Below are 14,119 nucleotides of genomic sequence, written 5' to 3'. Positions count from 1 at the left end.
TGGTCGGGGGCCCACAGCTTTCGCTTGGTACCATTTTCACCAGCAGGTTCAGCGCCAGCGAAAGGAGTTGCCATGGATCAGAAACGACCGGCCCCACGGCAACCCGTCGTCTCAGAGACCGAAACGCCCGCGGGCGGGTGGCTGCGCAGCATCCGCTTCTCCGGATTCTCGCTCGTGATGATGGTCGTGCTGATCCTCGCCGTCGTGGTCCTCGCGCCGAGCCTGCGCACCTACGCCGAGCAGCGGCAGCAGATCAGCCAGCTCAGTGCCGCTGTCGCCGACCAGAAGGCCGAGGTCGACCAGCTCACCAGCCAACGGGAACGCTGGAACGACCGCACCTACGTCACGACGCAGGCACGCGAGCGGTTGTCGTACGTGTTGCCGGGTGACATCAGTTTTCTCGTCATCAACGACCTGCCGGTCGTCGCTCCGCGCGAAGCGGAGGCGAGTCCGGTCAGTACCGATATTCAAAGCACCACAATTGATTGGCTTGGTTCCTTGTTCGCCTCCACCATGACTGCCGGCCTCGCTCCGCAAGCAGCAGCACCAGCCACGGATGCCCCCGCACCGGTGGCTCCGTGACCCGGCCGCCGTTCGATCCGTTCACTCCGGCCGACATCGACCTCGTTTCGGCCCAGCTCGGCCGCCCGGCCCGCAACGTCGTCGGCATCGCCGCTCGCTGTGTCTGTGGCGCGCCGACCGTGGTCGCTACCGCTCCCCGGCTGGCCGACGGTACGCCGTTCCCCACCCTGTACTACCTCTGCCACCCGGCCGCGACGGCCGCGATCTCGTCGCTCGAAGCTACCCAGGTAATGAACGAATACAACGACCTGCTCGCCGACGATGACGAGGTGCGCGCCGCCTATCAAGCCGCTCACGAGAGTTTTCTGTTCGACCGCGAGCAGCTCGGAACCGTGCCGGAGATCGCCGGGATCTCCTCAGGCGGCATGCCGAGTCGAGTCAAATGCCTGCATGCCCTCGCCGCGCACTCCCTGGCCGCCGGGCCCGGCGTTAATCCGATCGGTGACCTCGCGCTGGCGCGTGCGGACTGGTCGCCAACGATCTGTGTCTGCCTGGACTACTCGGCCACGGCCGCCACCGCCGGGACGGTTCCGGAGTGACTCCGACTCCGCAACGGGTTACTCGGCGTCGGGTCAGCGCGGGCCTCGCGGTCGCCCTCACCGCAGCGCTCTTCGGAGGCACCGTCGCGGGTTCCGTCGTGCTCGACGCATCCGCCGCCCATGCTGACCAGATTCGTGACCTGCAGTACTGGCTCAACGACTACGGGTTTACCGAAGCCTGGAATACCACGCGCGGCGCGGGCGTCACCGTCGCCGTTATCGACTCCGGGGTCAACGGCAGCGTCCCCGAGCTGAACGGCGTTGTGACCGGGGGAACGGATGTCTCCGGCCTCGGCTCCCCAAACGGCCAGACTCCGGTCGCCGGTGACGACGATGACGGCGAGCACGGCACACTGGTGGCTTCGCTGCTGGCCGGTCGCGGCACCGGTGACGGCACGGGCCTTATCGGAGTCGCGCCGGAAGCATCCATTCTGGCGGTGTCGGTGGGGTTCGGCAGCACCCGTTCCGCAGTCAGCAACGATGACCAGATCGCGCAGGGCATCCGCTGGGCTGTTGACAACGGCGCCGACGTCATCAACATGTCGCTCACCCGGAACACGCTGTATTGGCCGGAGAGCTGGGATGAGGCCTTTCTTTACGCCTTTGACAATGATGTTGTCGTGGTGGCTGCGGCCGGAAACCGGGGGAGTGGCACCACCGAGGTCGGTGCTCCCGCGACGATCCCCGGCGTGCTGACGGTGGCGGGTGTCGACCGCAACAAGACGGCGAGCTTCGATGCGTCCTCGCAGGGCATCACCATCGCCATCGCCGCACCGAGCGAGAAGCTGGTCGGCGTCATGCCCGATTCCAGCTACGTTCAGTGGGACGGAACCAGTGCGGCTGCGCCGATCGTGTCCGGGCTGGTCGCCCTCGTGCGAGCAGCCTATCCAGATCTCGATGCGGCGGGCGTCATGAACCGGGTCATCGCGACCGCGAACGCCAACGGGCAGTCTGTGCCGAGTCCGATCTACGGCAATGGCCTGATCGATGCCGCCGCTGCGGTGACCCGCTATGTCGCTCCGGCGACCGGGCCCACCCCGAGCGCGCTCCTGACCGAGTGGATCACATTGCACCGTCGTGCCGAGATCGAGGTGGTTCCCACCGAAGTTCCGGTCGTTGAGGCTCCGGCAGCCGCGGACAAGGACCCCGCTCTACCCGCTCAAAATGTGCTCACGGCTTGGTTGCCGAACCAACTGACATTGACCTATATCAGTCTGCCGCTCGCTGTACTCGTGGTGTTTGGTATCCTAGTAACGCTGTTAGGCATTGGGGCCACTCGGCATATCAAGCGAATTCGGCGCAAACCCAAAGATTTCGCACAATAATAATCCTGTAGGAGGCCTTCTCATCGTGCCCAAAATTCTCATTGTTGGTGGCGGATACGCCGGTTTTTACACGGCGTGGAAGCTCGAGAAGTGGCTGCGATCCGGCGAAGCCGAGGTCACCATTGTTGACCCGCTGCCGTACATGACGTATCAGCCCTTCCTTCCGGAGGTCGCTGCCGGCTCCATCGAGCCCCGTCACGCGGTCGTGTCGCACCGTCGTCACCTCAAGAAAACCAACGTCGTCTCCGCCAAGGTCTCGTATATCAATCACGCGGAGAAAACCGCCACGATCACGCCGCCGATCGGCGAGCCGTACGAGTTCGCGTACGACATCATCGTGGTTACCGCCGGTGCGGTGTCGCGTACCTTCCCCATTCCGGGCGTCGCCGACCAGGCCATCGGCCTCAAGACCATCGAAGAGGCCGTCGCCATTCGCGACCGTGTGCTGACCAACTTCGACCTCGCTGCCGCGCTGCCGGCCGGACCCGAGCGCGAACGCCTTTTGACTTTCATCGTGGTCGGTGGCGGTTTCGCCGGCATCGAGGTATTTGCCGAGCTGCGTTCCTTCGCCACCTCGTTGCTCACGCTCTACCCGGAGATCAGCTTCGAAGAGACCAACTTTCACCTCATCGAAGCCATGGGCCGCATCATGCCCGAAGTTTCGCTGAAGACGAGCCTGTGGGTTATCGACAATCTGGCCAGCCGCGGTGCCCAGATTCACCTCGACACCCAGCTGACCAGCGCGGTCGACGGCAAGATTGAACTCTCCACCGGAGAGACTTTCGAGACTGACCTCATTGTCTGGACCGCCGGCGTCATGGCCAACCCCACAATCGTGCGTCACACCGACCTGCCCATCGAGGAGCGCGGTCGCCTGCGGGTTCGCGCTGACCTGCGGGTCGGAACCGAAGATGACATCATCGCTGACGCCTGGGGCGCCGGTGACGTGAGCTGCGTTCCTGACCTGAGTGGGGGCGGTGTGGGCGGTAACTGCGTACCCAACGCCCAGCATGCTGTGCGCCAGGGCAAGCTGCTCGCTAAGAACCTGGTTGCAGTGCTGCGCGGCGAAAAGCCCGTGCAGTATCTGCACAAGAACCTGGGGGCCGTCGCCGGTCTCGGCGTCGGTGTCGGCGTGTTCCAGAGCGGCAACCTTGCCATCACCGGCATGCCGGCGTGGTTCGCCCACCGCGGCTACCACGGACTGGCCATGCCGAGCTGGGAGCGCAAGCTGCGCGTCGTCTGGGGCTGGGCCAACAACGTGGTCCTCGGTCGCGATATCGTCTCGTTGAGCGCCACCGAGAACCCGCGTGCGGTGTTCGAAGAGTTCGCTTCACGTCCCAAGCCGCCGGCACCGGTCGAAGCACCCGCCGCCAAGGCGCCGACGGCTCCGCGCGCGCCCCGTGCGCCGCGCAAGCCCACGGTTAAGGCTGCTGCAGCGGATGCCGCGCCCGCAAAGCAAGCACCCGTCGCGCAGAAGGCTGCCGCTAAGGCATCCGCTTCGAAGTAAGTTTCTCGCTAGGTGCTGCCGGGCGCGATCATCGCCCGGCAGCACCTAGGCTGTAACCGCCCGTCTTCGGGCATGCCCCCATAGCCCAATTGGCAGAGGCAGACGACTTAAAATCGTCACAGTCTGGGTTCAAGTCCCAGTGGGGGCACCACGCATATGTCGACGCTGCTCGCGCATTTGACTTCGTAACAGGTGTCTGCGCCGCGTTTGCCCACATAGTACGCACATTGATGTCGTGCGCTCAGGTCGCACCGCAATCTAGAAATCTACGTTCGTACCAGATCATGCGTTCTGCAGAGTGCAGGTGGACAGCTATGGCAAGTCTCGATAGCCCCGATAGAGCTCAGCCCACTGGGACGAGTCTGAGGTTTGGACCGTGCGGATAGAGACCGAATCGCTTGTAATCATCGCCCCAGAGTATCTGCGCGCGTTCCGCTCCCTCCTCCGTTCCTATTCGGGACTTCTGGCCACGACTGCATCGTCGGCTGGTCCAGTGGCACGGGCGTAGAGAAGGTTCCTGGATGGTGACTCACTTTTCTGCTCTTAGCTCCCGATTTGGACGAACGCACGCAAGGGCGTTGGGCTGAAGTCGTGCCCTTCGACGAAACCCATGGATTCGTAGAATGCTCGTTGGCCGGGTTCGTCATCGGTCAGCAGTACCTTTTGTCGAACGTGAACGTAGCGCTCGATGACGTTGTCGACCAAAGCTTTGCCGAGGCCGTTTCGCTGATGACGGGGGTTGACGAGGATGTCCTGGAGGTAACAGATGGTGACGTCATCGGAGATTGCGCGGGCCAGGCCCACCAGCGCTCCGGTCGAGTCCCTGGCTGATACGACGTAGGACGACCACGTGTCGCAGCCGAAGCTATCAAATTTTTTACGTCCAACCTGAGAACTCCATCCCGGTGTAGGCACGTACCCAAGCGTCGCCCCGTTCCCGTAGAGGGTTCGGCTTATGACACGGGGTGTCTTGATTCAACCTTTTGAGGTGCCTTGCCCGAATCGGTTCGGGGCCGGGTCCCGGAGATCGACGATGTTATGAGCCGCAACGTGCATTTTAAGCACGACAAGCTCATTGACACGACCCTGGATAAGGGCGGCACCGCTGAAGGTGATTAGCGGCAGGGTCGTGAGAAGGATCCTGAGGAGTCGAACCCAGGTGAGTAGTACCGTGGGCCGATCAGGCCAGCGGTCGGTCGATGTACCCAGCGGCATACATTCGATCGGAACAACGGTGCAGATCAGGTCGCTCTTGACCGTCTAATGATGCCGCCTCTTTGCGCGTTGTCCGGGCGCTTATTGGTGCCGCGCATGAACCACGGTTCGATCGCGGAGTCCGCAACCCACCCGTTCGTGTTGGGTTGCGAATTCGAGGCTGAGCAGGTTTCCATCGTGCAGGCGGTAGGGGGTGAGTTTACGGTGCAGTGTTAAGCCTGAACGGCCCCTTGTTGCCGTGCACCATCACCGCGATGATTGACTCATGGCAGATAAAGCGAACGATGTCGATGCGGTCTGGGATGACTGGAAAAAGGCGGTCACGATGACCGCCAGTGAGATCACGTCGTGGCTCGACACCGACGAATCTCGGGAGGTCGGGCAGAAAGATGATGGCAGCGGAGAATCCATCGGGCATCGGTCCGGCCGCAGGATCGTGACGATTCTTGGAACCAAGAAAGCCGATCTGACCGCGTCCGATATCGAACACATGCATAAGGTGGTCGGCTACGTGAAGCGGCATGGTGCCCAGGGACCAGAATCCGATGTCGAGCACTCACGATGGCGATACTCGTTAATGAACTGGGGAAACGATCCGCTGAAGTAGCCCTGCGGCTACAAGAGCAAGCAGCGGTCGATTATTGGCGTGGGATAGTCGGTCAGGGCGCCGGCCCTTCTGTCACCGCTGGAACGCGCCTTATCAGTGCGTGCGGAGGCCGTAGGTGAGCAGCGCGTTGCCCTTGCTCGTCGTTGACGATGACTGCAGCGTTAGCCGAGTCACCGGGTCGGTCGGCTCGAACAAATGACGTCCCTCGCCCGCGACTACGGGGTGTGTCATGAGGAGGAGCGAGTCGAGCAGCCCGGCGAACAAAAGCTGCCGCACCAGCGAGATGCCGCCGACCAGGGAAATCTCGCCGCCCTCTGTGTTCTTCAGGTCCGTCACGAATTCGTTGAGGTCGCCGGTGATGAGCGTTGAATTCTGCCAGGCCAGGTCACCAGTCAACGTGCGCGAGGCGACGAATTTCTGCACCGGATTGATGAATGCTCCGAACGGGTCGTCGTTCTCGGGGCTGGGCCAGTAGCTGGCCCACTGCTCATAGCCGACTCGCCCAAGCAGAACCGTGTCGACGCGGCTCATCATGGCGGTCATTTCACCACCCAGCTCCTCGTCAAAGCTGTCGAACTGCCAGAGGTTTGGCGACTCGACCACGCCATCGAGAGACATGAACAGGCCGGCGGTTAGTTTTCGCATCAGAGTTCTCCCAGGATCGGTGGAATGCTAGTACGGATCAGCGCAGACGGTCAAGGTAGCGCAGAATAACTCCCTCGCGCAGTGCCCACGGCGACACCTCGAGTTCCGCGGCCCCGAACGCAGCCATCGCCGCGCCGAGCACAATGCCGCCGGCCACGATCTGAAACGTGCGATCGGCGGTGATGCCGGGCAGCGCCGGGCGGGCTTCGGCTGGGATCCGGGCCAGCCGCGGCACCCAGTCATCGAGTTCGGTACGGCCGAGGCGCAGCCGATCGGCGGCTCCGACGCCGTCCGAGGTCGTGCCGGCCAAGCGGGCCAGCGAACGAATCGCTTTTGACGACCCGACAATGTGGTGCGGTGCTGGCAGCTGTGCGAACGCTCCGACGGCATCGTGCAAAACGGATGCCGCGTGCTTGCGCAACGCAGACACCTCTTCCGGGAGCGGGGGATCGTGGTGCAGAAATCCGACGGTGCTGCGCCCGGCGCCGAGTGGAAGAGACAGTGCGACCTCGGGAAACTCATCGCCGCCGGCGGCGATCTCCAGCGACCCGCCGCCAATGTCGAAGAGAAGAATATTGCCGGCCGACCAGCCGTACCAGCGTCGCACAGCGAGAAAGGTTAGCCGGGCCTCGTCCTCGCCCGACAATACCTGGAGGGACACACCGGTTTCTCGTTCTACCCGGTCGAGCAGCTCTGGACCGTTGGTCGCCTCACGCAGGGCCGAGGTGGCGAACGGCAACAGTTCGTCGATGTTGTGTTGTTGGGCAACATCCGCTGCGTGCTGCACGGATTTCAGAACCGCTGCCACACCCTCATCGTTGATGGCGCCCTCGGGGGTGATGTAGCGCATGAGACGCAGGACGCTCTTGTCGGCGGCCATCGGCACGGGCGGGGCACCTGCGTGCGCGTCGACAACTAACAGGTGGACGGTATTTGAACCGACATCGAGAACTCCAAGGCGCACATGTGTACGATACCGCTTGCCGCGAGCTAGCGTTGTGTCGGGGCGACGAAGCGCTGCCAGGCCCACGCGCTCACGCACAGCGCCGCGAAGGTGGAGGCAGCAATCCAGAGTGCCGTTCCGGTGCCGTCGTTCTCCAGCTGTTCAAACACGGGGGCGAGCGCCGCGAACAGTAAGCCGTAGGTGACAACGGTCAGACCCGTCCACAGCGGAGGCGACCAGGCCAGGATACGGCGACCGCTCGTGTGGCCGATGGGCACCAGAATCAGCACTGCAGAGCCGATGGCAGCGAGCACGATCGTGTTGATGGTCTCCGCAGTGAGCGACGTGACGAAATCACTGGCGCCGGGTAGCAACGACCCGAAAAACCAGGCGAGAACGGCGAAGGCTGCGAGCGCACCCACCCGTACCGCGGCGAGTTGGCCACGCTGCGGGCCCGTGGGCTGAGCGCCGGCCTGGCCCGAAGCATCCGTTGTGGCCGAGAGGGTGATGCCGCCGAGGAGTCCGAACAGCAGGGCGGGATGCACGTCGAACACCCGGGAGGCGATCGCGGCGGCCGCGATGATCAGTAGATAACGCGGCAAAAAAGTGACTGTTCCGTGCTGGCGCATAACTCGCGAACTCCACCACAGCGGAACCAGGATGGCCACAGCATTGACCAGAACCAGCCCGATGATCACGGCGACGAGCAGACGCAGGTAGGCGGGCTGGTCGACGACGGGACCGGACAGCATGACAAAGGTCGCGGCGGCCAGCAGAGCGGCACCGCCGCGCAGCCATCGGTTGAGGTTTATCGTCGGGGCGACCTCGAATTCTTCACGCACTCGGTTGCGTCCCGCTAGTGACGGCAGCGCCCGACCGCCGCGGGAGCGGGAGATGGCGCCCGCGAGCAAGCGTAGGGGCACCGCGATCAAAAGCAGCGCGCCGAGGGCTAGCAGTCCGGCCTGCAACCAGGAAAACGGAGAGTCACTGCCGGTGGGACCGATGGCCGCGGCGAACCGGGTCGGGTCATTCCAGCGGCCGGGGAAAGCAGATGCCGCTTCCCCCTGGTGTTCCGGCTCGGCAGCTTCTGGGCCGGGCGCGTTGGTATCCGGTGCCGGGCTGGGCGACGGCTGCGAAGGCTCCGGAGGAACGCCGGGCACGGCAACCGAACCGTCCGCTGGCGGCGAGGCCACCGGGCTCGGGGTTGGCGTGACCGGTGGCGTTGCCGAGGCGGACTCAGACGGCGTCGGGGACGCTGTTGTCTCGGCGACGTAGCTGACCGACAGGGGAGCGCTACCCGGACCGACGTTGCCAGCGTCATCTTTCTGCACGGCGCTGACCGAGTACGACCCGGCGGCCACGCCTCCGGCCGAGCAGGTCCACGTTCCGCCGGTCACTGGGGTCGAACAGACCGAGTACGCGCCGGCGAACACCGTGACGGTGGCGCCGGTTTCCCCGGTTCCGGTGTACTGGGTACCGGCGACCGGAACCTGCGTGCCGGCGCTGGGAGCCGTGACGACCGGGGCGTCCGGCGCGGTGACATCGAACAAGATTTTCTTCGGCGCGCTCGCGTTCGACGATGACGGGCTGCTGAACGTCGAACTCTGGCTCGCCGTGACGTCCTGGCTGCCATTGCCGAGGCCGGAGAACAGGCAGGCCCAAGCGCCGGAACCATCTGCGGTGCTGTTGCAGGTGTCTCCGTTTGGCAGGGATGCCGTCACCGTGGCCTGAGGGTGTCCGGTTCCGCGCACCCAGCCGTTGGAATCCGCACCGGTCAGGCCGCCGAGCACCGTCGGGGCACCGAGCACGGCGACGGCAATGTCGTCACTCAGACTGGGAAAACCGGTTACCACTACGCGCAGGATGATGTTAGGGCCGTTCTGCAGGTAGACGTTGCGGCAGCTCCAGGAGGTCGATAAGTCGTCGACGATGCAGAGCGGGTCTCCGCCGCGTGGCGACAACAACTGAATCTCCTGGTCGGCGGCTTTCGACCCTGAAACAGTGGTGCGGTTGCTGCTGATGAATTGCCCGTTGCCCGGGCTCTCGATCCGAGGGCTCTGCGCGGAGTCGGTCGTCGCGTTCGGGTTCGGTTGCTCGGTCGTCGAGGGGGTCACGTCGGGCGTCGCCTGCTGCACCGTGGCCGGCGTAGCGGTCTCGTCGGCCTGCGCCGTTGCGAGTACGGGTGTCGTCAGAACCAGGGCGCACCCGAGAACGAGGGCGGCGAGAGTCTCGACGCTGCGGGAGTGTCGCCGGGGCGCGGAAGTGCTCCGGACTGCGCTACGAGCCGATTGGAACACAACTCACCCCCTGACCCAATTTGAGGGGCAGACCGGGGGAAAGTCAACCTTCCGCGCCCCGAATACGGTAACAAACCAGAGGAATTCTTCGAGGCGTCTTCACCCGGCCCCAAACGTGACACCCTTTAATACGAAGCGGATGCCCCGCATCACCCGCCGAAAAGAGTCTTCGCCCATGAATCCCACGCCCAGTACCCCGGCCGCCTCATCAAATCGCGCTGTCGCCGCCCGCGACTGGGAACACCGTGCCGGCGAGCTCGGCGATCGCCTACCGACCGGGTTCGAGGTCGCCGTGGCGACCTCAGCCTTTCAGATCGAGGGTGCCGCCCGTGATGGTGGTCGCGGTGACAGTGCCTGGGACGCCTTCAGCCAGGTTTCTGGGCGCATCCGCGACGGTTCGAATGCCTCCGTCTCGGCCGACCACGTGAAGAACTACGCCGCTGACACCGACCTGTTGCGCGACCTCGGCGTCGATAGCTACGCGTTCTCCTTCGCCTGGACCCGGCTGCAGCCGGACGGCCGTGGCGCCCTCAACCGGAACGGACTCGCGTTCTACGACCGTTTGCTCGACGCGTTGCTGGCCGACGGCATCCGTTCGACCGCCACGCTCTCGCACTTTGACCTGCCAGCAGCCCTGCGCGGCGGCTGGCTGAACCGCGACACCGCTGGTCGGTTTGCCGACTATGCCCACGCGGTGGCGGTGGCGTTCGGCGACCGCATCGACGCCTGGGTCACCCTCGCCGAGCCGGCCACGCTCACCATGAAGGGCTACGCGCTGGGTACCCACGCGCCCGGCCGCGCCCTGCTCTTCGACGCGTTGCCGACCGCGCACCACCAGCTGCTCGGGCATGGACTCGCCGTGCAGGCCCTGCGCGCCGCCGACGTGCGCGGGCGCATCGGCCTGGTCAACTCCCACACGCCGGTGCAGTCTGCAACAGACCGAGACCAGGACCGCTCTTACGCCGCGCTCTACGACTTGCTGACGAACCGCCTGTTCGCCGACCCCGTGCTGCTCGGCCACTACCCCGACCCGCTGGAACCGTTCGCGGTCGAACTACGAACCCTGCTCGAGGCCGACCCCGACGACCTGCGCACGATCCATCAGCCGCTGGACTTCTACGGGGTCAGCTACACCGAACCCGCCCGCGTCGCCGCCGGCCCGACGGTGCTGAAAGCTCGCGACGGCCAGCCGATCCCTACCACGTCGTGGCCGTTCCACCTCGAGCCGTTTCGAGAACACCCCACCACCTCAGCCGGCGCCGTCAACGCCCCCGAGTACGTGGCCGTGTTGCTCGCCGAACTGGCCGAGCGTTACCCCGACCTCCCGCCGGTCTACCTCTCGCTGGCCGGCGGCGCCTTCGCCGACCAAGCGGATGCCCGTCACAACGTGAACGACACGGCCCGCGTCGACTACCTGGCCGAGCACCTCCTCGCCGCTCTCGACGCCGCCGCGCCCATCGACCTCGCCGGCATCGCCTTCTGGTCCTTGCTCGACGCGTTCGAGTGGGACTCCGGCTACACCCAACCCACCGGCCTCGTGCACGTTGACTTCGCTAACGACCGCCGCACCCGCACCCCCAAGCTGAGCTACCGCTGGCTCCAGCATGCCCTGGCCAATCGGTAGCTCGAGCTGGCGGTACCTAATGCCGGTAAATTTCACGACATGCCGCGCACCGGGGTCGAAGAGCTCGGCGTGTCGCAAATTTACCGGTTTTACGTACAGGCACGCAGCTAGGGCGTGTGCCGCTGCAGCGTCACCGAGCCGAGCACCACGGCCCCCACGATCCAGGCGCCGATGATCAGCAACTCCCCGCCGACGTAGGAGGCGTCCCCTGCCAGCGGAGAAGCGATTTCACCGGTTCAGCACCCTGGATCCGGAGCAATTCATCACGCCCTCCGATCGGTCGATTGATTACACCATCGTCGCGGTCAGCATCTTCGAGGGCCGCTCGGCGGCTACTAAGAAGGACTTCATCCGGCAACTCATCAGTAATGTCGCGAATATCGGCGTCACGCCGAACGATCTGGAAATCACGATTACCGAGACGCCTCGTGCGAACTGGGGAATTCTCGGAGTGCCCGCCGATGAACTGCTGTTGAACTATGCCGTGGAGGTCTGACGAAGAGAGCTCGCGCTTGCTCCGGTCAGTGCAGCGAGTTCGCCAATTCGCATCGAAAGCTTGCCCCTCACATTGATGTCAGGCCTTACTGTAGCGATCATGAACACACATACGAACGATCCAGCTGCGGTACTGCAGCTCCGCGTCATCGTTGAAGCCGATGACTTTGATGCGGCCGTTGCGTTTTACCGTGACGCCCTCGGGCTGCCCGAACAGGCCGCGTTCGAGGGAGACGGTAATGCCCGTGTTTCGATTCTGGACGCCGGTCGAGCGACCCTGGAGATTTCAAATCCGGCGCAGAAGCGCATGATCGACGAGGTCGAAACCGGCGAGCGACAGGGCCCCGGCATTCGCCTCGCATTCGAGGTATCTGACGCGCGTGGGGTCACGACCCGATTGGAAGCAGCAGGGGCGTCCATCATAGGCGAGCCGCGCGAGACGCCGTGGAAGTCCCTCAACTCGCGGCTCGACGCGCCGGCTGGTTTGCAGATAACGGTGTTCCAAGAGCTTGAGAGCGTACCGGAACGTACCCAGCGGGCCGGATTCGGTACCGCAGACTCGCGGTGAGGGCGCCGCGATCCCTGGCCCGTGCACCGGTCGCCTCGCTGGGCGACCAGTAGTGTGGGTCGCATGATGCCAGCGCTGCCGATCCTCGTGTCTGCCGCGGCGCCGGCATCCGCTGAAGCAGAGAAGGTGTCACTTCGGTACTACGACGACATCGTGAGTCGTTACCACGGACGCGCTGCGATCCAACAGGAAATTATCGCCGCCCAGGCCGGGTATCCAAGCGACGACCTCGTCCCGCCTGCTGGAATTCTGTTGCTGGCCCGCCAGGGGAGCGCCGTGCTCGGCTGTGCCGGAATGCGGATTCGCCTGGGCGATATCGGCGAGGTGACCAGAGTCTTTGTCGAACCAGCTGCCCGAGGCCAGGGCGTAGGTCGGCTCCTCATGCAGAATCTGGAAAGTGAATCCCGCGCGTTGGGACTGACGGCTCTGCGGTTAGACACGCGTACCGACCTCGTCGAGGCGCGCAGCCTCTATGCCTCCCTCGGTTTCATCGAGGGTGAAGCGCACAACACCGACCCGTACGCGAATCACTGGTTCCGCAAAGAGTTGTGTTGAATTTATGACCAACGTGCACAGCGCACCGGAACCTGCCCTTGTGCCGGAGCTTCTGGTCACATCGCTGGTGAAGAGTTTGGATTTCTGGTGCGGCCTCAGCGGTTTCGAGGTGCAGTACGACCGCCCCGACGAGGGGTTTGCCTACATCGCGCGAGGCGCGGCCCATGTCATGATCGAGCAGCGGGCAGTGGGCCGAAACTAGCTTCCGGGGGCGCTGGAGCGTCCCTTCCGCCGTGGAATCAACTTGCAGATCTCTGTGGCATCGATTGATCCGCTGGTGAGTGCCTTTCGTGGGGCCAGCTGGCCGCTCGTCATGGAGCCAGAGACGACATGGTACCGAACGGGCGATGCCGAGTCTGGTGTCGCTCAATTTCTCGTACAGGACCCGGATGGATACCTGATCCGTTTCCAGGCCTCGGTAGGCCGACGCACGTCATCCCGGTAGCGCGTCGAGCGGTGAGGCCACAGCTGGGAGCGAGAACCCAGCCACCTGCACTAGCTTCGGTGCATGACCGAGCAGCAGCCCTACCAAGTCGTCAAAAGCTACGACAATTTCGAATTGCGCCGATACCCAGCGCATCTCGTGGCCGAGGTCACCATCGATGGCCCATTCAAGGACGCTGGTAATCGGGCCTTCCGCTACCTGTTCGCGTACATCTCCGGGGCCAACCGCTCCCTGCAGAAAGTCACCATGACGGCGCCGGTGGTGCAAACGGATGCCGCAGAAAAGATCCCGATGACCGCGCCAGTGCTGCAGGAGGGCGTGAAGGATGCCGCAGCCGGTGAACAATTCCGGGTTGCTTTCGTGCTCCCCAAAGACCTGACGATCGAAACAGCCCCGCAGCCCACGGACCCCACCGTGCACCTGCGCACGGTACCCGCAAGCCTGGCCGGTGCCCTTCGCTTCAGCGGACGCTGGAGTCAGACTCGATATGAACAACATCTTGACCAGTTGCGTGGGGCGCTCGCCGTTGCCGGGTTCAGCGTCTTGGGGTCACCGAGACTCGCACGATTCGACCCGCCGTTCAAGCCGTGGTTTCTGCGCCGCAACGAGGTACTGCTCGACGTCGAAGAGCCCGGCTGACCAGCGCTCGACCCGCTGTCGCAGGATCCCTGCGCGCCCTGAGCTTGCTTGGAGTGTCATGGGAAGCGGGTGGGAGCCTCCGGGGTCGCGGATAGTATGAGGAAGTACGCACGGGGGGTCGTTTGGCCAGTTC

At 64.3% G+C, this 14,119-nt stretch carries 15 protein-coding genes and 1 tRNA gene; 12 read left to right on the top strand and 4 right to left on the bottom strand.

Translation table 11 applies throughout. The annotated features are described in order from the left end of the window. The first annotated feature begins 72 nt into the window (after positions 1-72). The 5 genes from E3T51_RS02765 to E3T51_RS02745 all read left to right on the top strand — a co-directional run bounded on the left by E3T51_RS02765 (position 73) and on the right by E3T51_RS02745 (position 4,104). Entirely contained in the window at positions 73-582 is a 510-nt protein-coding gene (locus E3T51_RS02765) for an FtsB family cell division protein (protein ID WP_134527222.1), read from the top strand. Continuing rightward, a complete protein-coding gene (locus E3T51_RS02760) occupies positions 579-1,121 on the top strand; it encodes a DUF501 domain-containing protein (RefSeq protein WP_134527219.1) in 543 nt (180 codons plus the stop codon). The genes E3T51_RS02765 and E3T51_RS02760 overlap by 4 nt, the downstream gene beginning before the upstream one ends. Beyond that, positions 1,118-2,446, top strand: a complete 1,329-nt coding sequence (locus tag E3T51_RS02755) for a S8 family serine peptidase (protein ID WP_134527216.1) — start codon at positions 1,118-1,120, stop codon at positions 2,444-2,446. Before E3T51_RS02760 ends, E3T51_RS02755 begins: the two co-directional genes overlap by 4 nt. A gap of 25 nt (positions 2,447-2,471) precedes the next feature. Then, entirely contained in the window at positions 2,472-3,953 is a 1,482-nt protein-coding gene (locus E3T51_RS02750) for an NAD(P)/FAD-dependent oxidoreductase (protein ID WP_134527213.1), read from the top strand. Positions 3,954-4,027: 74 nt separating this feature from the next. Then, positions 4,028-4,104, top strand: a tRNA-Leu gene (locus tag E3T51_RS02745). A 392-nt stretch (positions 4,105-4,496) separates the two neighbouring features. On the opposite strand, the gene E3T51_RS02740 is transcribed toward E3T51_RS02745, so the two are convergent. Next, a complete protein-coding gene (locus E3T51_RS02740) occupies positions 4,497-4,868 on the bottom strand; it encodes a GNAT family N-acetyltransferase (RefSeq protein ID WP_241989137.1) in 372 nt (123 codons plus the stop codon). A gap of 565 nt (positions 4,869-5,433) precedes the next feature. On the opposite strand from E3T51_RS02740, the gene E3T51_RS02735 reads away from it, so the two are divergent. After that, positions 5,434-5,775, top strand: coding sequence for a DUF3140 domain-containing protein (locus E3T51_RS02735; protein ID WP_104193046.1), 342 nt, complete (start codon positions 5,434-5,436; stop codon positions 5,773-5,775). 93 nt (positions 5,776-5,868) lie between these two features. Here the strand turns inward: E3T51_RS02735 and E3T51_RS02730 are convergent, their stop codons facing one another. From E3T51_RS02730 to E3T51_RS02720, 3 genes are read right to left on the bottom strand one after another with little or no spacing between them, the layout of a single operon-like run. After that, the gene (locus E3T51_RS02730) at positions 5,869-6,420 is read right to left on the bottom strand and encodes a dihydrofolate reductase family protein (RefSeq protein ID WP_134527210.1); all 552 of its coding nucleotides are present in this window, start codon (positions 6,418-6,420) and stop codon (positions 5,869-5,871) included. Between the two features lie 37 nt (positions 6,421-6,457). Next, on the bottom strand, positions 6,458-7,384 hold the full coding sequence (locus tag E3T51_RS02725) for a Ppx/GppA phosphatase family protein (protein ID WP_134527207.1): 927 nt from the start codon (positions 7,382-7,384) through the stop codon (positions 6,458-6,460). A gap of 26 nt (positions 7,385-7,410) precedes the next feature. Further along, on the bottom strand, positions 7,411-9,660 hold the full coding sequence (locus E3T51_RS02720; protein WP_134527204.1) for a hypothetical protein: 2,250 nt from the start codon (positions 9,658-9,660) through the stop codon (positions 7,411-7,413). Between the two features lie 175 nt (positions 9,661-9,835). Here E3T51_RS02720 and E3T51_RS02715 point away from each other — a divergent pair, with 175 nt between their 5' ends. The 6 genes from E3T51_RS02715 to E3T51_RS02690 all read left to right on the top strand — a co-directional run bounded on the left by E3T51_RS02715 (position 9,836) and on the right by E3T51_RS02690 (position 13,986). After that, positions 9,836-11,284: a glycoside hydrolase family 1 protein gene (locus E3T51_RS02715; protein ID WP_134527201.1), complete on the top strand. Its 1,449-nt coding sequence runs from the start codon at positions 9,836-9,838 to the stop codon at positions 11,282-11,284. Positions 11,285-11,492: 208 nt separating this feature from the next. Next, a complete protein-coding gene (locus E3T51_RS17485) occupies positions 11,493-11,780 on the top strand; it encodes a tautomerase family protein (RefSeq protein ID WP_134527519.1) in 288 nt (95 codons plus the stop codon). Positions 11,781-11,879: 99 nt separating this feature from the next. Further along, positions 11,880-12,347: a VOC family protein gene (locus tag E3T51_RS02705; RefSeq protein WP_134527199.1), complete on the top strand. Its 468-nt coding sequence runs from the start codon at positions 11,880-11,882 to the stop codon at positions 12,345-12,347. Positions 12,348-12,410: 63 nt separating this feature from the next. Next, on the top strand, positions 12,411-12,902 hold the full coding sequence (locus E3T51_RS02700; RefSeq protein ID WP_198417834.1) for a GNAT family N-acetyltransferase: 492 nt from the start codon (positions 12,411-12,413) through the stop codon (positions 12,900-12,902). Positions 12,903-12,906: 4 nt separating this feature from the next. Continuing rightward, positions 12,907-13,104, top strand: coding sequence for a VOC family protein (locus E3T51_RS16930; RefSeq protein ID WP_198417833.1), 198 nt, complete (start codon positions 12,907-12,909; stop codon positions 13,102-13,104). Between the two features lie 306 nt (positions 13,105-13,410). Beyond that, positions 13,411-13,986: an SOUL family heme-binding protein gene (locus E3T51_RS02690; RefSeq protein WP_134527193.1), complete on the top strand. Its 576-nt coding sequence runs from the start codon at positions 13,411-13,413 to the stop codon at positions 13,984-13,986. Positions 13,987-14,119: the final 133 nt, after the last annotated feature.

This window comes from Cryobacterium serini (genome assembly GCF_004404025.1).
Lineage (GTDB): Bacteria > Actinomycetota > Actinomycetes > Actinomycetales > Microbacteriaceae > Cryobacterium > Cryobacterium serini.
The sequence above is the reverse complement of the archived record's forward strand: the minus strand, read 5'-3'. Positions and strand labels throughout refer to the sequence as shown.